Annotated in this window: 16 protein-coding genes; 6 read left to right on the forward strand and 10 right to left on the reverse strand. The window is 49.4% G+C overall.

The features are described 5' to 3' along the window. Nucleotides 1-113 precede the first annotated feature (113 nt). Nucleotides 114-1,280, forward strand: coding sequence for a DUF1887 family protein (locus VPR01S_RS04680; protein ID WP_021704159.1), 1,167 nt, complete (start codon nt 114-116; stop codon nt 1,278-1,280). 54 nt (nt 1,281-1,334) lie between these two features. Here the strand turns inward: VPR01S_RS04680 and fadR are convergent, their stop codons facing one another. Beyond that, entirely contained in the window at nt 1,335-2,174 is an 840-nt protein-coding gene (fadR, locus tag VPR01S_RS04685; RefSeq protein ID WP_021704160.1) for a fatty acid metabolism transcriptional regulator FadR, read from the reverse strand. Between the two features lie 648 nt (nt 2,175-2,822). Here fadR and nhaB point away from each other — a divergent pair. Together nhaB and dsbB are read left to right on the forward strand one after the other, a co-directional pair. Next, on the forward strand, nt 2,823-4,418 hold the full coding sequence (gene nhaB, locus VPR01S_RS04690; RefSeq protein ID WP_021704161.1) for a Na(+)/H(+) antiporter NhaB: 1,596 nt from the start codon (nt 2,823-2,825) through the stop codon (nt 4,416-4,418). A gap of 84 nt (nt 4,419-4,502) precedes the next feature. Then, entirely contained in the window at nt 4,503-5,021 is a 519-nt protein-coding gene (gene dsbB / locus VPR01S_RS04695) for a disulfide bond formation protein DsbB (RefSeq protein WP_021704162.1), read from the forward strand. 75 nt (nt 5,022-5,096) lie between these two features. Here dsbB and VPR01S_RS04700 read toward each other — a convergent pair whose 3' ends face one another. Both VPR01S_RS04700 and lrp read right to left on the reverse strand, forming a co-directional pair. Further along, the gene (locus VPR01S_RS04700; protein ID WP_021704163.1) at nt 5,097-8,069 is read right to left on the reverse strand and encodes a DNA translocase FtsK; all 2,973 of its coding nucleotides are present in this window, start codon (nt 8,067-8,069) and stop codon (nt 5,097-5,099) included. A 138-nt stretch (nt 8,070-8,207) separates the two neighbouring features. Continuing rightward, complete coding sequence (gene lrp, locus VPR01S_RS04705; protein WP_021704164.1) at nt 8,208-8,702, reverse strand: leucine-responsive transcriptional regulator Lrp; 495 nt, start codon at nt 8,700-8,702, stop codon at nt 8,208-8,210. Nucleotides 8,703-8,858: 156 nt separating this feature from the next. Between lrp and ald the strand changes: the two genes are divergently transcribed. Further along, nucleotides 8,859-9,983: an alanine dehydrogenase gene (ald, locus tag VPR01S_RS04710; RefSeq protein WP_021704165.1), complete on the forward strand. Its 1,125-nt coding sequence runs from the start codon at nt 8,859-8,861 to the stop codon at nt 9,981-9,983. A gap of 54 nt (nt 9,984-10,037) precedes the next feature. Here the strand turns inward: ald and yfbV are convergent, their stop codons facing one another. Continuing rightward, entirely contained in the window at nt 10,038-10,490 is a 453-nt protein-coding gene (gene yfbV / locus VPR01S_RS04715; RefSeq protein WP_021704166.1) for a terminus macrodomain insulation protein YfbV, read from the reverse strand. Between the two features lie 344 nt (nt 10,491-10,834). Between yfbV and VPR01S_RS04720 the strand changes: the two genes are divergently transcribed. Both VPR01S_RS04720 and pta read left to right on the forward strand, forming a co-directional pair. Next, on the forward strand, nt 10,835-12,031 hold the full coding sequence (locus VPR01S_RS04720; RefSeq protein WP_021704167.1) for an acetate kinase: 1,197 nt from the start codon (nt 10,835-10,837) through the stop codon (nt 12,029-12,031). 167 nt (nt 12,032-12,198) lie between these two features. Beyond that, nucleotides 12,199-14,343 (forward strand): phosphate acetyltransferase, encoded by a 2,145-nt coding sequence (gene pta / locus VPR01S_RS04725; RefSeq protein ID WP_021704168.1) that lies wholly within the window; start codon nt 12,199-12,201, stop codon nt 14,341-14,343. 141 nt (nt 14,344-14,484) lie between these two features. On the opposite strand, the gene VPR01S_RS04730 is transcribed toward pta, so the two are convergent. The 6 genes from VPR01S_RS04730 to VPR01S_RS04755 form a co-directional block, all read right to left on the reverse strand. Beyond that, nucleotides 14,485-15,438, reverse strand: a complete 954-nt coding sequence (locus tag VPR01S_RS04730) for a glutathione S-transferase family protein (protein WP_021704169.1) — start codon at nt 15,436-15,438, stop codon at nt 14,485-14,487. A gap of 217 nt (nt 15,439-15,655) precedes the next feature. Further along, nucleotides 15,656-16,648 carry a murein tripeptide/oligopeptide ABC transporter ATP binding protein OppF gene (gene oppF, locus VPR01S_RS04735; protein WP_021704170.1) on the reverse strand — a complete coding sequence of 331 codons (993 nt, stop codon included), beginning with the start codon at nt 16,646-16,648 and terminating at the stop codon, nt 15,656-15,658. Further along, on the reverse strand, nt 16,645-17,616 hold the full coding sequence (locus VPR01S_RS04740; RefSeq protein WP_021704171.1) for an ABC transporter ATP-binding protein: 972 nt from the start codon (nt 17,614-17,616) through the stop codon (nt 16,645-16,647). The genes oppF and VPR01S_RS04740 overlap by 4 nt, the downstream gene beginning before the upstream one ends. 27 nt (nt 17,617-17,643) lie before the next feature. Continuing rightward, nucleotides 17,644-18,546, reverse strand: coding sequence for an oligopeptide ABC transporter permease OppC (oppC, locus tag VPR01S_RS04745; protein ID WP_021704172.1), 903 nt, complete (start codon nt 18,544-18,546; stop codon nt 17,644-17,646). A 15-nt stretch (nt 18,547-18,561) separates the two neighbouring features. Then, the gene (gene oppB / locus VPR01S_RS04750; RefSeq protein WP_021704173.1) at nt 18,562-19,482 is read right to left on the reverse strand and encodes an oligopeptide ABC transporter permease OppB; all 921 of its coding nucleotides are present in this window, start codon (nt 19,480-19,482) and stop codon (nt 18,562-18,564) included. A 118-nt stretch (nt 19,483-19,600) separates the two neighbouring features. Then, complete coding sequence (locus VPR01S_RS04755; RefSeq protein ID WP_021704174.1) at nt 19,601-21,232, reverse strand: ABC transporter substrate-binding protein; 1,632 nt, start codon at nt 21,230-21,232, stop codon at nt 19,601-19,603. Nucleotides 21,233-21,461: the final 229 nt, after the last annotated feature.

Raw genomic sequence — 21,461 nt, forward strand, 5'->3', positions numbered from 1 at the left:
AGTAGATAGAGCCACAAGCTTTTACACGGATTCCCGACATACTGACTTGTGGCACCCACGGCTTGCTTTCCTTTTCTGCTCAAATTTTTGCAAGCCATGCATGAGGAAAATATATGGCAGTTCATGTTGGCATTATCGATCAAGATCCGATCCGTTTGGTCACGCCCCTTCTTGATAACCGGACCATTAGTAAACACATTGTTTTTATTGGTGAACCCGCTCAAAAAACCATGTACCACCGACTCGCATCGGTACTTGATAAACGCAACATTACCTCAGAATTTTTCGAAATTCCGAATGTGGTCAATACCTCAAAAATCAAACAAGCTGTGCAACGATTAGCGCAACAGTTGCATGAGCGGGGTGAAGACGTCCGCTTGAATGCCAGCTGCGGCCTGCGCCACAGACTGTTATCGGTGTACGAGGTGTTCCGTACATACCACTGGCCAATTTTCGTTGTGGAGCCCAACAGTGATCGTTTGTGTTGGCTTTATCCCGATGGCCGCGAGGATACTCAGGTTGAAGACCTGATCACCATCTCCGATTATTTAACCATTTTTGGTGCGCGTGGCGAATTCAGCGAACATCACCTCCCCCCTCAGCTCGACCAGAAGTTGTATGAGTTGGGTGAACGCTGGGCCGGTAACGCCCTTGAGCTCGGGCCCGGTCTCGCCACACTCAACTATCTCGCCACCACGTGTCGCAAAGAACAGAAACTCGACGTCGAACTGACGGAAAAGCAGCAAGGTTATCGAGAGCTCAATATGCTGATCACCGATCTGGTCGAGGCGCAAATCGCGTCATACCAAAGTGGCATCCTGACGTTTGTGAATGAAGACGCACGACGCTTCTCCAACGGCGAATGGTTAGAGACTCTGGTCCACAGTACCGTGCGCCAGATTCAAGATGACATGCCCACCATTCAGGACCGTTCTTTGAACGTGCAGGTTTATCGAGAAATCGGCGAACGTGAAGTGCGTAACGAACTGGATGTGGCAACTGTCGTAAACAACAAACTGCACATCATTGAATGCAAAACCAAAGGCATGCGCGATGACGGTGATGACACTTTGTATAAACTTGACACCTTACGCGACCTGCTCGGCGGCCTACAGGCCCGCGCAATGCTGGTCAGCTTCCGTCCATTGCGCTACAACGACATCACGCGCGCCGAAGATCTTGGTCTGGCGCTGATTGGGCCGGAAGAGCTGAAGGATCTCAAAACCCACCTGACCAAATGGTTTGAAGAGGCTGGTGGTAAAGAAGACGACCTGGATTGATACGAAAAAACCCGCTAGCAGGCGGGTTTTTTTAATGATGAGTCAACCGTGTGATTAGCTGTCGTCTTCGGTAAAGTTAGTCGGTAAAGTGGTCTTCATCTGGTTCCAGATGTGCGCACTCTCCATACCATAATGGCGGACAACCAGAGGGATCTGTTCACGGTTACCGGTTTCACACACATCAAGCAGTTGACGGTAGAAATCCAGAGCCAGATCTCGGGCCTTCGGATTCGAGAAGTAGTAGCTGCCCACTCGATCATACAATTTGCGTAGGCCGTTAAAGATCAGACCGTAGATCTGATTGCCAGAATGGAACGCAAGACGCTGGAACAACATATAATCGTAGAAGTTGAACGTCTTAGCGATCAGAATTTCCTGGCGCTTCTGTTCGTCTTTTTCACCATCGTCTTTAACTTGCTGAATGATCTTATCCGCATAGGGTGACACTTCGATAAACTTATCCCAGGATTCCGCTTTGAGCAGCGTTTCACACGACTCAATCACGTTACTGATGGTACGCTCAGAACTCTCTTTGTTCACTTTAAAAGCGTAGCGCATAAAGATAGGACTGATGTTGGTACGCGCCGCCAGTAAGTCTTCAACGATATTGGTTGCGTTATCAACATCAAGCGTCATCAGCGTATCGAGTATATGCAAACCGGACGTTTCCATAAACTGATTCACTTTGGTCGGTTTACCGTGTTGAATCGTCAACCAACCATCACGTGCCAAGCGCTGCAGCACCTCACGCAATGTCGTTCGGGTAACCCCGATCAGTTCGGAGAGCTCGCGTTCGGCAGGAAGAATAGAGCCAGGCGGAAAGCGACCATTCCAGATGCTTTCAATAATGTATTTTTCAGCGAATCCTGCTGGGCTTTTTGCCTTAATGACCATTAATTTGTTTCCGGTATTTATCATTTATTGGGTCTAATATAACTCATCATACCACTAGTTTTCACACTACGGAAACCTGTAGCGCGTAAACTGACCTCACGCTGACGATAGAGTATATGCTCTATTAATGAATATTTATTTTATTCGATGTTTCAGTGACCTGAATCTAAACAATTCTAAATTTAACAAATATTAAACATTTATAACTGTTGAATTTACGGGAATTGCTATGCAGTCACACATTCAATTTATGCAATTTAAAGTTGCTATTTACAGAATTATTAAAGCACAAAAGTGTGATCTATCCGCTTTTCAATTGGATAAAGACAACTAGCTGTAATTTTCACAACTCTCAATCTCGACATTCTCAACTGAGATCATGTTTTTAAACAAAATATCACTGAGCCTTATATCAATATAAAGTTTCTTATTGACTAAAGCTATCCAAAGAGTAGAGTGGCGAGCGAAAGTAGGGAGTGCTTGTGTTTCTCAGGGAGTGACTTGGCAAGGTCACAATGGCGAAATGTTACATTGTTGTTTTTCTAAGTCACTGTTGAATAGCCATTATTTCTTGATAACCGCGATTAATGGATGACAGATACAAGCACAGTCGAAATGTCTATTCAGAAAACAGTAAGAGTAATACCCATGCCGATGTCGCTCGGAAATGCTTTTATCAAAAACTTTCTTGGTAAAGCACCAGACTGGTACAAAGTTGCCATTATCGCCTTTCTTATCGTTAACCCGATTGTCTTCTTCCTGATCAACCCGTTTGTCGCTGGTTGGTTGCTGGTCGTTGAGTTCATTTTTACTCTGGCGATGGCGCTGAAGTGTTACCCGCTTCAACCCGGAGGCTTATTGGCCATTGAAGCTATTGCCATTGGCATGACCAGCCCGGAGCAAGTGAAACACGAACTGGTGGCGAACATCGAAGTGTTGCTGCTGCTGGTGTTCATGGTTGCCGGTATCTACTTCATGAAGCACTTGCTTCTATTTATCTTCACCAAGATCTTACTGGGTATCCGCTCAAAAGCCATGTTATCCGCGGCCTTCTGTTTCGCTGCGGCGTTCCTATCGGCTTTCCTTGATGCGCTGACCGTCATTGCGGTCGTCATCAGCGTCGCGGTGGGCTTCTACGCGATCTACCACAAAGTGGCTTCCGGTAAAGGATCCAGCTCCGCGCACGACCATACCATGGATGACCACTTTACTGATTTGACCCGTGACGATCTGGAAAACTACCGTGCGTTTCTGCGCTCTTTGCTGATGCACGCCGGTGTCGGTACCGCATTGGGTGGAGTAACGACCATGGTAGGTGAACCTCAGAACCTGATCATTGCCGACCAAGCCGGTTGGTTATTTGGTGAATTCATTATCCGTATGGCGCCGGTTACCCTACCCGTCTTTATCTGCGGCATGATCACCTGTGTTCTGGTCGAGAAATTCAAAGTCTTTGGTTACGGTGCTGAACTGCCTGACAACGTGCGCCAGATTCTGGTGGATTTTGACAATGAAGAACGCAAAAACCGCACCAACCAGGACGTCGCCAAATTGTGGATTCAAGGTCTGATTGCCGTATGGCTGATCGTGGGCCTGGCACTGCACCTGGCCGCTGTCGGTCTGATCGGTTTGTCAGTGATCATTCTGGCAACGGCATTTACGGGCGTGATAGAAGAGCACTCACTGGGTAAAGCGTTTGAAGAGGCCTTGCCTTTTACTGCGCTGCTGGCGGTCTTTTTCTCGATTGTGGCGGTCATCATCGACCAACAGCTGTTCAAACCAGTGATCGATGCAGTACTGCACGTTGAAGACAGCGGTACTCAGTTGGCACTCTTCTATGTGGCGAACGGCCTGCTCTCAATGGTATCGGATAACGTGTTCGTCGGAACCGTCTACATCAATGAAGTGAAAACAGCTCTGCTTGAAGGCATCATCACCCGTGACCAGTTTGACTTGCTGGCTGTGGCGATCAACACCGGCACCAACCTGCCATCGGTGGCGACACCAAACGGACAGGCAGCTTTCCTGTTCTTGCTGACCTCGGCATTGGCTCCGTTGATTCGTCTGTCCTATGGCCGCATGGTGGTCATGGCATTGCCTTACACCATAGTACTGGCTCTGGTCGGTTTGGCGGGCATTGTGTTCTTGGTTGATCCAATGACGACCTGGTTCTACGACGCGGGCTGGATCACACACAAAGCGGTTGAGGCAGCCGGCGCAGCGGTTTCTGCGGGCCACCACTAATAATTTTTGTTGAACACGAAACTATTACGCGATAAAAAGCTCTGATAACTCAGAGCTTTTTTTATTTCCCCAAGGACTGAATCTGTGAACTTTCTAGCCGCCGTTAAATCATTTTCTCAACAGCGCCTGTCATGGCTGCTGCTGCTGGGCTTTGTCGTGTTCTTTGAAGCCTGCGCCCTCTTCTTCCAGCACGTCATGTTGCTGGCCCCATGCGTGATGTGCATTTACGAGCGGGTCGCCATGTTGGGCATTGGCGCTGCGGCACTGATTGGGATCATCGCACCGACCAACCCTTTGTTCCGATGGCTGGGTCTGGCCGCCTGGGGCATCACAGCGTATAAAGGGCTGACGCTGGCACTGCAGCATGTGGATTACCAGTTTAACCCATCGCCATTTGCAACGTGTGACCTGTTTGTCACCTTTCCGGATTGGGCACCACTGAACCAGTGGGCACCTTGGATGTTCGAAGCTTACGGCGATTGCTCCAAAGTCGTGTGGCAGTTCCTGACGTTATCCATGCCACAATGGTTGGTGGTGATCTTCGCCGCGAACCTACTGGCTCTGGCGATGGTGGTTATCGCCCAATTCGTCAAAAGCAAATAAACTGACAACGCACAGACTGACCATTCAAATAACAAAAGCTTGGCCGGGGCCAAGCTTTTGTTATTGCAGATCGCGTTAGTTCATATCTCGCCCTGGCTTAGGTGCCAGCACTTCCCGGTTACCATTGTGCCCTGGCGCACTGACGATACCTTGTGCTTCGAGCTGTTCAACAATCCGCGCCGCGCGGTTATAACCAATCTTGAAACGACGTTGTACACCAGATACCGAACCTCGGCGGGTTTCGACCACGTGTTCCACCACCTGATCAAACAGTGGATCCATGTCTTCATCACCTTCCGGTTTTTCACCCGGTAGCAAGGCTTCTGGTCCCTGATCACCATTGGTGATTTCATCAATGTAGTTCGGTTTACCACGCGCTTTCCAGTTGTTCACCACCGCATGAACGTCATCATCCGAGGCGAACGCGCCATGAACACGTACCGTATGGCTGGAGCCCGGAGGCAGATACAGCATATCACCCATGCCCAGCAGCGATTCGGCACCGCCCTGATCGAGTATGGTACGCGAGTCCGTTTTGGTTGAGACGGTAAACGCAACGCGGGTCGGAATATTGGCCTTGATCAAACCGGTAATCACATCCACCGACGGACGCTGAGTCGCTAGAATCAAATGAATACCCGCCGCCCGGGCTTTCTGTGCCAGACGCGCGATCAACTCTTCGACTTTCTTACCGACCACCATCATCAGATCGGCAAATTCATCGACAATCACGACAATGTAAGGCAGTTTTTCCAGCAATGGCGGCTCAGGATCCATGCTGTCGCCCGGTTGCCACAATGGATCATGAATAGGGTGTCCGGCTTCTGCGGCCATCTTCAGTTTGTCGTTGAAGCCTTTGATGTTGCGCACACCGAGTGCAGACATCAACTTGTAACGGCGCTCCATTTCGCCAACACACCAGCGCAACGCATTGGAGGCGTCTTTCATGTCAGTCACCACTTCGGACAGGAGATGAGGAATGCCTTCGTAAACCGACAATTCCAGCATTTTCGGGTCGATCATGATGAATCGCACATCTTCCGGGGTCGACTTGTACAACATACTCAGGATCATGACGTTGACCCCGACCGACTTACCGGAGCCTGTGGTGCCCGCCACCAACACGTGTGGCATTTTCGACAGATCAGCCACCACTGCTTCACCTGCGATGTCCTGACCGAGTACCACCGTGGTTGGTGATTTCGCTTCCGTAAACTGAGGGCTGCTGATGACATCAGACAAGTACACCGTCTGACGACTCATGTTCGGCAGTTCCAGTCCCACATACGGTTTACCTGGGATCACTTCGACTACCCGAACCGCCATGGCTGACAGCGAACGAGCCAGGTCCATTGACAACCCGGAAATACGACTGACTTTCACACCTGGCGCAAGATCCAGTTCAAAGCGAGTAATCACCGGGCCTGGGAAGATATCGACCACGCGCGCTTTGATCTTGTAGTCAGCCAGTTTTGACTCCACCAAACGCGCGATCTCTTCCAGTGCGTCACGATCAATGAAGTTTTCACGCTTCTCAGGATGGTACAGCAACTCCAGTGTCGGCATTGGCTCTGCAGGTTTCGGCAGATTTACATCCTGTTGCACCAAGAACGGGTTTTGCTGCGCAACCACTTTGGCTTGCGCTTCTGCAACCATACTCTGGAAGGCGTTGACGTCTTTATCCTGCGCTGAGTCTTCCTCGTATCCCAGGTCTTCAACCTCAGGCTGAGCAGATAGCGGCTCAGGTTGCACATCTTCTTCAACGAATTCGTCATCGGCGACATCAAAGTCAGAAATCACGGGTTCAATATGATGTGCGTCCGGTTCGACCTGTTGAGAGATATGCGCCAGCTCAGACGGGTTAAGCGTCGGCTGAAGTTCATCTTCCTCGTCATCGTTCAGCCAAGGCGGCGTATCGGTTGGCGCAGGTTGCGGCTCTGGGTTCACCACCGGCGTTTCCTGAGCCTCATACTCACTCGCCATATCGTCGTCATCCCAGGCAGCCTGTTCCAGTTCTTCAATCGTTGCACCGAGCTGGCGTGTCCGCTCAACTTTCTGAGCTGTCTCAGCTGTTGATGCTGCTTTCGCGGCAGACTGAGACTCGGATTGCACGGTCGGCGTCACTACTGGACGGCTCGGTACCGCCTGAGGTTGACGTGTTGGCGCTGGTTCAGATTCAACTGGTGTGGCCAGCAGCGGATCGTACTCTGCCGGTTTGGCTTCGGCTTTGTCCGGCATATGGATGTTGTATCGGCGTGATGGCGCACTTGGCGTCTCAATCGAAACATCGTCCTCTGTTTCGGTGTTATTGTCATCAAGTTCGCCGAATGACGGCACTTGACGTGTTGTTTTAACCGGCGCTTGTGGCGTGATCAGTTGTGGTTCGAGAGTTTCCTCTTTTTCGCCGCGCAGACGATTCACCAGACCACTGAAGAGAGAAATGCTGCCTTGCCCAATCCATTCGACGATGCGTAACCAGGAGACGCCGGTCAACAGTGTAAAACCCGCGCCCCACAAAAACAGCAGAACCAGTGTGGTTCCCAATACATTGAGGGTTGGCAGAGCCAAACTGGTCAGGACATCCCCGATCACCCCGCCCGATGAAAAATACCAGATATCATCAAAGTTAATATCAGCAAGGCCACAACTGGTGAGCAGTAACACGACCAACCCCGCAAGACGGGAGCCCCACAACATCAGATCAATCGGTTCGTCTTCGTCACGCTTACGCAGAACAATCCACGCCGCAACGGTGATCAGGATCGGTAGCGGATACGCCAGAGAACCGAAGGTAAAAAACAGCGTGTCGGCCGTCCAGGCGCCAACGATGCCGCCGGCATTTTCAATGTCTACCCCCCAGGCAGTCTGCGACCAGGATGGGTCCGCCGGACTAAACGTGAGTAAGGCAATGGACAGCAGAATGGAAATGAGCACGGCCAGAATCAGCCCACACTCTCTGAGACGTTGTGTACCATTCAATCGGGAAGACTGAGGCTCTTCACCGGTTTTGATGATGGTTTCGACCTTATTCTTGTTCTCTTTGAACATAACCAACTTAAATCTAAGAATGAGTAGAAAAACTCCGAGCGGCACAAAGCCGCTCGGTCTAAAGATTTAACCATATCAAGGTCAAAAACCCAATTGTATAAAGTCAGAATATGGAAAGGAGTACCACTATTCTCACTTTTAACGAGTCTTGATCACCAATTGATTGGTTTGCTTCACTTCTTCCATCACCACGTAGGTTCGGGTGTCATTCACCCCAGGCAGACGTAATAGCGTATCACCCAGTAGTTTACGATACGCACTCATGTCCGACACGCGCGTTTTGAGAAGATAGTCGAAATCACCAGAAACCAGATGGCATTCCTGAATATCATCTAATTTCTGCACTGCTGCATTGAACTGTTCGAAAACGTCAGGCGCACCACGATTCAACGTAATTTCTACGAATACGAGAAGAGAGGCATCTAAAAACTGTGGGTTCAACAGCGCGGTGTAGCCTGTGATGTAGCCCTGGCGTTCCAGACGGCGTACACGTTCAAGACACGGCGTGGGAGAAAGCCCGACACGCTTAGAGAGTTCAACGTTTGAAATACGACCATCTTTCTGCAACTCGTTAAGAATGTTGCGGTCGATACGGTCAAGATCCTTGGACGGCTTTTTATAGTTGTCTGCCATTTTTTATTCCACCTTATTACTTCCTTGCAAAAAAATATACTACAACTTTTTAATATTCAGTATCAAATTTTACTGACTCACATCTATACTAGACTTTAATTCGACAGAATTACCCTACACATAGTCAATACAACCACAATACAATGAGGAGTCAGGATGATCATTGGCGTACCTAAGGAAATCAAAAACCACGAATACCGCGTCGGTATGATTCCAGCAAGTGTCCGTGAGCTAATCTCACATGGTCACCAAGTTTTTGTTGAAACCAATGCCGGCGCAGGCATCGGTTTTTCAGACGATGATTACATCGCTGTAGGCGCATCCATTCTTCCTACTGCTGCTGAGGTTTTCGCTCAAGCAGATATGATTGTTAAGGTCAAAGAACCTCAAGCTGTCGAACGAGCTATGCTCAAAGAAGGGCAAATTTTATTTACTTATTTGCACCTGGCACCAGATTTTCCACAAACTGAAGACCTGATCAAGAGCAAAGCTGTCTGCATAGCCTATGAGACTGTAACAGATAATATGGGTCGCTTGCCACTATTAGCACCAATGTCTGAAGTTGCGGGTCGTATGTCTATCCAGGCAGGCGCACAAACTCTCGAGAAATCTCACGGCGGCCGTGGCCTGCTGCTGGGTGGCGTACCAGGTGTTGAACCAGCGAAAGTTGTGATCGTCGGCGGCGGCGTCGTGGGTGCTAACGCAGCTCGTATGGCAGTTGGCATGCGCGCCGACGTTACTATCTTAGACCGTAACATCGATACACTGCGTAAGCTGGATGAAGAGTTTCAGGGCCGTGCCAAAGTGGTTTACTCAACTGAAGATGCGATTGAAAAACACGTTCTGGCGGCCGATCTGGTTATCGGTGCAGTTCTGATCCCAGGTGCCGCAGCTCCTAAACTGGTGACAAAAGAGCACATCGCTAAAATGAAACCAGGCGCGGCTGTTGTCGACGTTGCTATCGACCAGGGCGGTTGTTTTGAAACTTCTCACGCGACAACGCACGCAGATCCAACTTACATCGTTGATGATGTGGTTCACTACTGTGTAGCAAACATGCCAGGGGCTGTTGCCCGCACTTCCACTTTTGCACTGAACAACGCAACCCTGCCATATATCGTTAAACTGGCAAACAAAGGATACCGTGAAGCTCTGCTGGCTGACCACGGCTTCCTAGAAGGCCTGAATGTTATTCACGGTAAAGTGACGTGCAAAGAAGTCGCAGAAGCGTTTAATCTGGAATACGTAGAGCCGGAAACCGCGATCGCCATGTTCAACTAAGCACTGCTGAACGAATAAAGAAAGCTCTCACCTTGGTGAGAGCTTTTTTGTTTATCAGAACCAGCGCTCTAACGCAGTTTTATCCAACTGCCGGAACGCCCGGTTGAGAATCGCAGCCAACTCTTTATAGCGTGGACGAGATTTGACCGGTTCCAATGCGCAGCCGGTATCAACAATTTTCTGGTGGATTTCACGATACCAACCAGCCAACGCTGGAGGTAACTGGGTATTGGCTCGATTCCCCAGCCACCATATACCTTGTACTGGCAGACTGATGGCAAACAAGGCAATCACCACCGCCTGAGGCATAGCGGAATAATTCTGAAAACTCATCTGAGTGAGCACGCTGATCGCCGCAATGGCAGGCATCACCTTAGTGGCAAAGCGGGTTGCTTTGATGATGCGATGCTCAGGAAACAGCATACTGAGCTCTTTGCGCATCGGCCAGGTATCCATGTACTTCTGACCATCTCTCAAACTGTGTATCAAGCCGACTCTATTACTCATTGGACTCCCTCACTCAATCTGGGGTCTTAACTAAAAAATAGTTGAACAATTCAACTCTCATTGTAAAAAATTGATGAAAGTTAATATTCTTTCAAATTTTTTTTGTTATATTTGCTTATTATCGCTATCCTTTGCACACCCTCAATCTCATTGTTGCTCTTATTTACAATTTAGGCAACTTTGAGACCATCTCTGCAAGGATCGCACTGCTGGCTTTGAAGGTAAAGCAGCAGCTCATTATACGGAAATTGAAGTTTTTTTGACCAGGATTAGTACGCACTCTTGGAGTTCGGCTATTCTTGAGAATGATTTTTATCTAAACCGATTATTACAGGTAGTCACTCATGTCTAAGCTAGTTTTAGTTTTAAACTGCGGTAGTTCTTCTCTTAAGTTCGCGATCGTTGACGCGGAAAATGGCGACGAGCACCTATCAGGTCTTGCTGAATGTCTTCATCTTCCAGAAGCTCGTATCAAGTGGAAACTTGATGGCAAACACGAAGCGCAACTGGGCGAAGGTGCTGCACACGATGAAGCGCTGTCTTTCATCGTCGAAACTATCCTTGCTTCAAAACCAGAACTTGCAGATCAGCTGAAAGCGGTTGGTCACCGTGTCGTACACGGCGGCGAGAAGTTCACTCAGTCTGCACTGATCACAGACGACGTTGTGAAAGGTATCGAAGACTGTGCCACTCTGGCACCACTTCACAACCCAGCGCACATCATCGGTATCAAAGCTGCACAAAAATCATTCCCAGCACTGAAAAACGTGGCTGTGTTTGATACGGCTTTCCACCAAACTATGCCGCAAGAGTCTTACCTATACGCTCTGCCATACAACCTGTACAAAGAGCACGGCATCCGTCGTTACGGCATGCACGGTACTTCACACCTATTCATTACACGTGAAGTGGCAAACCTGCTGAACAAACCAGTAGAAGAAGTTAACATCATCAACTGTCACCTGGGTAACGGCGCATCTGTATGTGCAGTTAAAAATGGCCAGTCTGTTGATACATCAATGGGTCTGACTCCGCTGGAAGGTCTGGTGATGGGCACTCGTTGTGGTGACATCGATCCTGCGATCATCTTCCACCTGCACGACACTCTGGGCTACTCTGTAGACCAAATCAACACCATGCTGACCAAAGAGTCTGGTCTGCAAGGTTTGACTGAAGTAACGTCTGACTGCCGCTTCGTTGAAGACAACTACGGCACTAAAGAAGAAGCGACTCGCGCAATGGACGTATTCTGCCACCGTCTGGCGAAATACGTTGCAGGTTACACTGCGTCTCTGGAAGGTCGTCTGGATGCGATCGTTTTCACTGGCGGTATCGGCGAAAACTCTGCACCTATCCGTGAAATGGTTCTCAACCGTCTGGGCATCTTCGGTATCGAAGTGGATAGCGATGCAAACCTGAAAGCACGTTTCGGCGGCGAAGGCACTATCACTTCAGCAAACAGCCGCATCCCTGCCATGGTTATCTCAACTAACGAAGAGCTAGTCATCGCAGAAGACACAGCACGTCTGGCTGGTCTGTAATTGACCCAAACTGGCTAACTCAAGTTAGCCAGTTTCCGTTTTGGGGCTCAATTTGGTTTGTGCTTTTGTTCCGAGTCGCAAAGAAATTGAGCTTTTCTCCCGAATACCATTCTGACTGAGTTTCTGCTCCGTCGGCTTGGTGTCAAATAGTTAGAGGTTCTTACTCAATGTCCCGTACTATTATGCTTATTCCTGCCAGCGCTGGTGTCGGTCTTACCAGTGTGAGCATGGGCGTACTGCGCGCTATGGAGCGTAAAGGCGTTAAGGTTTCTTTCTACAAGCCTATCTCGCAACCTCGCGCTGGCGGCGATCAACCGGATCTGACGTCGACCATCGTTGCAGCAAACAGCGATATGAAAATCGGCGAGCCAATGGCGATGTCTGTTGCCGACAGCCTGATCGGTAACGACAAAATGGATGAGCTGCTGGAAACAGTAGTAGAGCGTTACAACCAGATCAATAAAGATGCAGACGTAACGCTGATCGAAGGTCTGGTACCGACTCGCAAACACCCGTTTGCTAACCAGGTGAACGCAGAAATCGCTGCGACTCTGGGTGCTGAGATTGTTCTGGTTGCGACCCCTGGCACGGACAACCCTGCACAGCTGAAAGAGCGTATCAAAGTCGCTTGTTCTAACTTCGGTGGCACAAAAAACAAAAACATCTCTGGCGTAATCATCAACAAACTGAATGCACCAGTTGATGAAGCAGGCCGTACTCGCCCTGACCTGTCTGAGATCTTCGATGATGCCGACAGCGCAAAACAGAACGAAATGAAAGTGATGGAGATCTTTAACACCTCTCCTATCCGCGTTCTTGGTTGTGTGCCTTGGAGCATCGATCTGATCGCCACTCGTGCTATCGACATGGCGAAGCACCTGAATGCCGAAGTGGTGAATCAGGGTGACATCCAGACTCGTCGCATCAAGAGCATCACCTTCTGCGCACGTTCTCTGCCACACATGATTGAGCACTTTAAACCAGGTTCACTGCTGGTGACTTCAGCAGACCGCCCAGACGTAATCGTTGCAGCATCTCTGGCCGCAATGAACGGCGTTGAAATCGGCGCAATCCTGCTGACTGGCGGTTACGATATCCCGGCAGAGATCAACAACCTGTGTAAACCTGCGTTTGAGACTGGCCTGCCAATCTTTAAAGCACAAGGCAACACCTGGCAAACATCTTTGAATCTGCAAAGCTTCAGCCTGGAAGTACCAGCAGACGACAAAGAGCGTATTGAATTCATCAACGATCACGTTGCAGGCCACATCGACGGCAACTGGATTGAATCCATGACGGAAGGTACCACGCGTTCACGTCGCCTGAGCCCACCGGCATTCCGTTACCAGTTGACTGAATTTGCCCGTCGCGCAGGCAAACGTATCGTACTGCCAGAAGGTGACGAACCTCGTACCGTTAAAGCTGCTGCTATTTGTGCTGAACGCGGCATAGCAGAGTGTGTCCTGCTGGGTAACCCAGAAGAGATCAAACGTGTTGCAGCTCAGCAAGGTGTTGAACTGGGTGCTGGCGTACAAATCATTGATGCGGATGCCATCCGTGAAAACTACGTAGCCCGTCTGGTTGAGCTACGCGGCGCGAAAGGCATGACTGAAGTGGTTGCTCGTGAGAAACTGCAGGACTCTGTCTTCCTGGGTACCATGATGCTGGAAAATAACGAAGTAGACGGCCTGGTGTCTGGTGCGGTTCACACAACCGCTAACACCATCGTTCCTCCGTTCCAGATCATCAAGACAGCACCAAACGCGTCAATCGTTTCTTCAGTGTTCTTCATGCTGCTGCCTGATCAGGTTCTGGTTTACGGTGACTGTGCAATCAACCCGGATCCAACCGCTGAACAGCTGGCAGAAATCGCAATCCAGTCAGCCGACTCAGCTGCGGCATTTGGTATCGATCCTCGCGTTGCGATGATCTCTTACTCGACTGGTGAGTCAGGTAAAGGTGCGGACGTTGATAAAGTACGTGAAGCGACCAAGCTGGCGCAAGAAAAACGTCCTGATCTGGTTATCGATGGTCCACTGCAGTACGACGCGGCGATCATGGAAAACGTAGCGAAATCAAAAGCACCAAACTCGCCTGTGGCGGGTAAAGCGACTGTCTTCGTATTCCCGGACCTGAACACAGGTAACACTACATACAAAGCCGTACAGCGTTCTGCAGACCTCGTGTCTATCGGTCCTATGCTGCAAGGTATGCGTAAGCCAGTGAATGACTTGTCTCGTGGCGCGCTGGTTGACGACATCGTCTACACCATCGCACTGACCGCGATTCAGGCAGATCAGGATCAAAACTGATTCTGTACCTTAAGCAGAAAAGCCTCCCAACCGGGAGGCTTTTTTATTGGTCAGCGTCCACTCAAACGTGGCTCTGTCGACATGCCGCCCAGATAGCACAAAGGCCAGCTGTTGAGGCTGACCTGCGCAAGATAAACGAAGTTATTTGGCGAAGAGCGTGTCTCGTCCGTGGGGAGCCTCCAGATCCAATTCAGGCCCTTTCGGCACTATTTGGGTCGGATTGATGGTCTTGTGGCTAAAGTAATAGTGCCGCTTGATATGATAAAAATCGACCGTCTCACGAATGCCGTCAATCTGATACAACTCTCTCAGATAACCACTCAGATGCGGGTAATCGGCAATGCGCTGTTTGTTGCATTTGAAGTGGCCGACATACACAGCATCAAAACGGATCAGCGTAGTAAACAAACGCCAGTCCGCTTCGGTGATTTGCTCTCCTGCCAGATAGCGATGCGTCGCCAAATGTGCATCAACGCGGTCCAAAGCAGCAAACAAATTATCGTACGCTTCTTCATAGGCTTCCTGCGACGTCGCAAAACCGCAGCGATAAACCCCATTGTTGATGTTCGGGTAGATGTAATCATTCCACTCATCGATCAGCGGTCGCAGCCCTGCCGGGTAATAATCGTCCTGATTGCCCGTCAGTTGGTTGAACTCCGAGTTGAACATACGGATGATTTCCGAGGATTCATTGCTGACGATGGTGTTGTGCTTCTTGTCCCATAAGACAGGTACCGTTACCCGACCAGTGTAATCAGATTTGGCTTCAGTGTAGATCTGATGTAACCTGCGATGACCAAACAGCGGCTCTGGCAACCCCATCTGCCAGCCTTCGCTGAGCATATCCGGACACACCACCGTGACATCAATGTGTTCTTCCAACTGCTTCAATTTACGCAGGATCAATGTGCGGTGAGCCCACGGACAAGCCAGTGAAACGTACAAATGGTAGCGCCCCGACTCCGGTGCAAACATTGCGTCTGGCTTGTTCTTGATCCAGTGACGAAAACCGGCATCTTCACGGACAAATTCGCCCCCGCTTGCCTTTGTGTCATACCAGACGTCGTGCCACTTACCCTCTATCAGCTTGCCCATATCATTCACCTGTTTCAATCTTGTTTATATCTAATACGGTTTCATTCTATGCCTGACAGCATAGTGGCTAAACCCAACCGAATTGGCTTAGTTGTTCGAAAATTTCGATGGAATTGGCAAAAGTGGTCAGACTCAATGAACTGCAACAAAAACAAAAAAAGCGCGACGCTAAAAAAGCAGCCGCGCTTAAGCCCGTCACAGGCTGAATGGGTGGATATTACACTTCCACGTGCAGGCAGGACACCGCGTGTGTGTCGTTACCTTGAATAGATGGGCGTTGTTGAGCACACACCTCCGTCGCCTGAGGGCAACGGGTACGGAAGACACAACCCGATGGCGGGCTGATTGGTGATGGCAGGTCGCCTTCCAGCATCTCAATTTTCTTCGCGCGTTCCAGCTTCGGATCCGGAATTGGTACCGCAGACATCAACGCACGGGTGTAAGGGTGCTTAGGTTCAGCAAACAGTGCATCGGCCTCCCCCAATTCCACTGCGTTCCCCAAGTACATCACCAGTACACGGTCTGAAATGTGTTTGACGACCGACAGGTCATGGGCAATAAAGACCAAAGACAAGCCCAGCTCTTTTTGCAGCTCTTTCAGTAGGTTCACTACCTGAGCCTGAATCGAAACGTCCAGTGCCGACACTGGCTCGTCACAAATGATCATCTTGGGCTTAAGGATAAGAGCACGGGCAATCCCGATACGCTGACACTGACCACCTGAGAATTCATGCGGGTAACGGTTGATCACGTTTGGCAGCAGGCCGACTTTCGCCATCATCTGCTTGACGCGGCCTTTCACTTCGTCTTTAGACAACTCCGGATAGAACGTCTCCAGCGGCTCGGCGATGATGTCACCCACTGTCATACGTGGGTTCAGTGACGCCAGAGGATCCTGGAAAATCATCTGGATCTCTTTGCGCGTTTCACGGCGCTGGATGTTCTGCATCTTAGTCAGATCCTGACCCAGCCACACCACTTCGCCATCTGTTGCTTCAACCAAACCGATAATAGCGCGAGCAAAAGTGGACTTACCACAACCAGATTCGCCCACAACGCCCAACGTTTCACCTTCATACAAACGGATATTAACGCCGTCGACGGCTTTCAGGTTAGCCGGCTTTGACCATGGCCAGGCGGATTTCGATGCGATGCTGAAGTGAACTTTAAGATCTTTAACATCTAACAATAGTTTTTTGTCTATGCTCATTTTGCCCAAGCCTCCCAATCAGAAAAACATGCACGCTGACGACCGTCACCAAACGGAGTCAGAACCGGTGCTTCACTCTTACAACGTTCAGTCACACGGTGACAACGTTCTTGGTAAGGGCAACCTGGTGGCAAACGCAGCAGGTTTGGCGGGTTGCCTGGAATCGTCGGCAAAATTTCGCCTTCGGTATCCAGACGCGGGATGGCTTTTAGCAGACCTTCCGCATATGGGTGGCTTGGGTTATAGAAGATTTCGTCTACCGTGCCGTATTCCATGGTACGACCGGCGTACATCACCAGTACTTTGTCACATGAACCAGCAACGACGCCCAGATCGTGGGTGATCATGATGATGGCAGTGTTGAACTCGCTCTTCAGCTCATTCAATAGGTCCATGATCTGCGCCTGGACTGTTACGTCCAGTGCCGTTGTCGGCTCATCGGCGATCAGCAGTTTCGGACGACACAGCAAAGCCATGGCGATCATCACACGCTGACGCATACCACCTGAAAACTCGTGCGGGTACATGGTAATACGCTTACGCGCTTCCGGAATTTTCACCGCTTCCAGCATACGCACAGACTCTTCAAACGCTTCTGCTTTGCCCATACCTTTGTGCAGCATCAGTACTTCCATCAGCTGATCGCTGACCTTCATGTACGGATTGAGCGACGTCATCGGGTCCTGGAAGATCATAGCGATCTGTTCAGCACGGACTTTGTTGAGGGCTTTTTCTGGCAGGTTGAGGATCTCGTTACCTTCAAACTTTGCGCTACCAGAGATCTTACCGTTTTTAGCCAGTAAACCCATGATAGAGAAAACGGTCTGGGATTTACCTGAGCCCGATTCACCCACAATACCCAATGTTTCTCCCTGGTTCAGGGAGAAGTTCAAATCGTTGACTGCGGTAACGATACCATCTTGCGTGGTGAATTCGACGCGCAGATCTTTGACATCTAATAAACTCATCATTGCTTCCTTAATCTTGCTCTATTTTTATCTGTCTTTTGGATCCAGCGCATCGCGCAGACCATCACCAACGTAGTTGAAGCAGAACAGCGTCACGACCATAAACAATGCCGGGAAGGCCAACTGCCATACCGCCACTTCCATGGTGTTCGCCCCTTCTTGCAGAAGTGCGCCCCAACTTGTCATTGGCTCTTGAACGCCAAGACCAAGGAATGAAAGGAAAGATTCCGTCAGAATCATGCTTGGGATCAGCAGGGTTGAGTAAACCGCAACGATACCCAATACGTTTGGCACAATATGACGAGTGATGATTTTCCAGTTGCTGACACCACACACGTGCGCCGCTTCGATAAACTCTTTGCTACGCAGGCTCAGTGTCTGACCACGTACAATACGGGCCATATCCAACCAGGCAATTGCACCAATCGCGACGAAAATCAGCACGATATTACGGCCAAAAAACGTCACCAGAACAATCACCAGGAACATAAACGGAATCGCGTACAGGATTTCCAGAATACGCATCATAATACGGTCAACTTTGCCACCGATGAAGCCCGATGCCGCGCCATAAAGCGTACCAATCAGTACCGCAACCAACGCGCCCATCACGCCCACCATCAGTGAGATACGACCACCTACCAGAGTACGGACGTACAAGTCACGTCCCAACGCATCCGTACCAAACAAATGTTCCATCGACGGCGCTGCGTGCATCGCGTACCAGTCAGTGTCTTCATACGTATACGGTGCCAGCATTGGTAGGAAGATGACTGCCAGAGTCATCATCATCAGAATAAACAGACTAACCATCGCCGCTTTGTTACGCATAAAGCGGATACGGGCGTCTTGCCACAAACTGCGACCTTCAATTTCCAGGTTTTCGGAAAACTTTTCGATCGCTTCCAGATTCTCTTTTTTCGTCAACATACTAATACTTCCCTGTTAGTAACGAATTTTCGGGTCAATCGCTGCAAGCAGAATATCCACTACTGCGTTAAACAGAATGAACAGGAAACCAATCAGAATGGTTACACCCATAACCAGTGAGTAGTCACGGTTAAATGCAGCGTTTACAAACAGTTTGCCGATACCTGGCAGACCGAAAATAGTTTCAATAACAACAGAACCGGTAATGATACCGACGAAGGCTGGACCCATGTACGACACAACAGGAAGCAGTGCAGGTTTCAGCGCGTGTTTCAGGATGATGTAACGGTAGCTCAGACCTTTTGCACGTGCAGTACGGATAAAGTTACTGTTCAGCGTTTCAATCATTGAACCACGGGTAATACGTGCGAACGTCGCCACGTATAACAAGGACATCCCTAATACTGGTAACGCCATGTACTTGAAGGAGCCGTCCAGCCAGCCCCCGGCGGGCAGCCAACCAAGGTTGATCGAGAATAGATAGATGAGAACCGGAGCCAACACGAAGGATGGCATCACCACCCCGAGCATGGCGGTCGCCATGATGGTGTAATCAAGCCAGGTATTTTGCCGCAAAGCCGCGATCGTCCCGACGGTGACCCCCATAATAAGGGTGAAGATAAACGCAACGAAGCCCACTTTCGCTGAAACAGGCAGGGCATCAGAAATCAGCTCGTTTACCGTGAAATCTTTGTATTTAAACGAAGGACCAAAATCACCGACCATAATGTTGGTCAAGTAAGTGGTGTACTGCTCGAATACTGGTTTATCAAGACCGTATTTAGCATTGATGTTTGCCATTACCTCAGGAGGCAATGGTCGCTCACTAGAGAACGGGTTACCTGGTGCGAAACGCATCAGAAAGAAAGATATAGTGATCAAAACCAACATGGTTGGGATCGCTTCAAATATCCGTTTTGCAATGAATTTAATCATAAACTCACTCTTTCAGTCTGTGACAATTTAAAATGAAGAAAGACGCTGCATGTGCGTCTCTATCATTCGATAGCACATGCAGTGTCTGGATTATTTATAATTTTTTTGCTGAGTAAGGTTACTTAGCTTTGATGTACAGATCTTTGGAGAAGATCTTGTCTTCCGCGTTGTTCGCTGGGTAACCACCAACGGTTGGCGATACCAGACGCGACTTCACGTATTGGTAGATTGGTGCGATAGGCATATCGCGAGCCAGAAGTTTCTCTGCGTCAGTGTACAGCTTCTCACGCTCAGCTTCAGAGGTTGTCGCCATCGCTTTTTCCATCACGCCATCGTACTCGTTGCTGAAGTACTTAGGATCGTTAGAGCTGTTGTTTGACTGCATCAGAGACAGGAATGAAGACGCTTCGTTGTAGTCGCCACACCAACCAGCACGAGTTACGTCAAAGTTACCCTGACGACGCGTGTCCAGGTAAGTTTTCCACTCTTGGTTTTCCAGTGAAACGTCTACGCCCAGGCTCTTCTTCCACATAGACTGGATAGCGGTCGCAATCTTCTTGTGGTTTTCAGAAGTGTTGTAAAGCAGCGTGAATTTCAGTGGGTTGGCGCTGTCGAAGCCCGCTTCCGCCAGCAGCTTCTTCGCCGCTGCTTCACGCTCTTTCTGAGTCATCTTGCCGTAAGCAGGCATTTCCGGGTGGAAACCTGCAGTGATTTCAGGCGTCAGGAAGTAAGCCGGTTTCTGACCTTGGCCCAGAATCGCTTTTGAAATGATGTCGCGATCGATAGCGTAAGACAGGGCCTTACGGACGCGAACGTCATCAAAAGGTGCTTTCTTGTTGTTGAAACCGTAGTAGTAAGAACACAGGTTACCCTGTACCTGAACAAAATCAGGGTGCTCTTTTTGCAGACGCTTGAAGTGCTCAATTGGCAGTTCGTTTGTGATTTGGATTTCACCGGACAGGAAGCGGTTCATTTCAGCCACTTGGTTCTCGATTGGCAGGTAAGTGACCTTATCAAGCACAGTGTGCTCGTTGTCCCAGTAGAACTTGTTGCGTTTCAGTTCGATACGCTCGTTCACAACCCAGTTGTCCAGTACAAATGCACCGTTCCCAACGAAATGTTCAGGTTTGGTCCATTTGTCGCCGAATTTCTCTACCGTTGCACGGTGAACTGGTTTAACAGTGGTGTGGCCCATCATCTTCACGAAGTAAGGCAGCGCTGTTTCCAGTTTAATCTCCAGTGTGTTCGCGTCCAGTGCTTTAACACCCAGAGTCTCTTTGTCTTTTTTGCCAGCAATAATATCGGCAGCATTTTCCATGGTGGTCATTTCCAGGTACCACGAGTATGGAGAAGCTGTTGCTGGATCCACGGCACGCTTGAAGCTGTACACAAAGTCTTCAGCGGTTACAGGATCGCCGTTAGACCATTTTGCGTCTTTGCGTAGGTGGAAAGTGAAGGTTTTGTTGTCTGTCGTTTCCCAGCTTTCTGCAACACCAGGGATGGTATTGCCGTCCGCGTCCTGGTTTACCAAGCCTTCCAATAGATCACGGATAACGTGCGATTCTGGCACACCCTCAGTTTTTTGAGGATCCAGAGACGCAACTTCAGTACCGTTACCACGGACTAATTCCTGAACATCGGCGAGTTTAGTACCAGCTGGAACATGTGCTGCGAAAGTTGCCGTAGAAGTGGCGGCCACTGCAAGACCGGCACCGAGAAGCAGTGCCTGAGTGATTTTGTTCTTATACATGCGTAAAACTCCAAGTTTTTATTTTGCATCCATGACTTCCTTGTAGAGTTCACCAGAACGGCTAGTGATTTAGATTTCTTTAGCGCAAATACTAAAAATAAAAACCTAAAGGCCCTACAAAGATTGGGGCACACATTAGCAATCATTGAAGCAATTTGCCATAAAAATGTAGCAAAAAGCGGTTTAATATTACGTTTTCGTCAAGTTTCTGGTCAAAAAGTCTGCTAAA

Source organism: Vibrio proteolyticus NBRC 13287 (assembly GCF_000467125.1).
GTDB classification, from domain to species: domain Bacteria; phylum Pseudomonadota; class Gammaproteobacteria; order Enterobacterales; family Vibrionaceae; genus Vibrio; species Vibrio proteolyticus.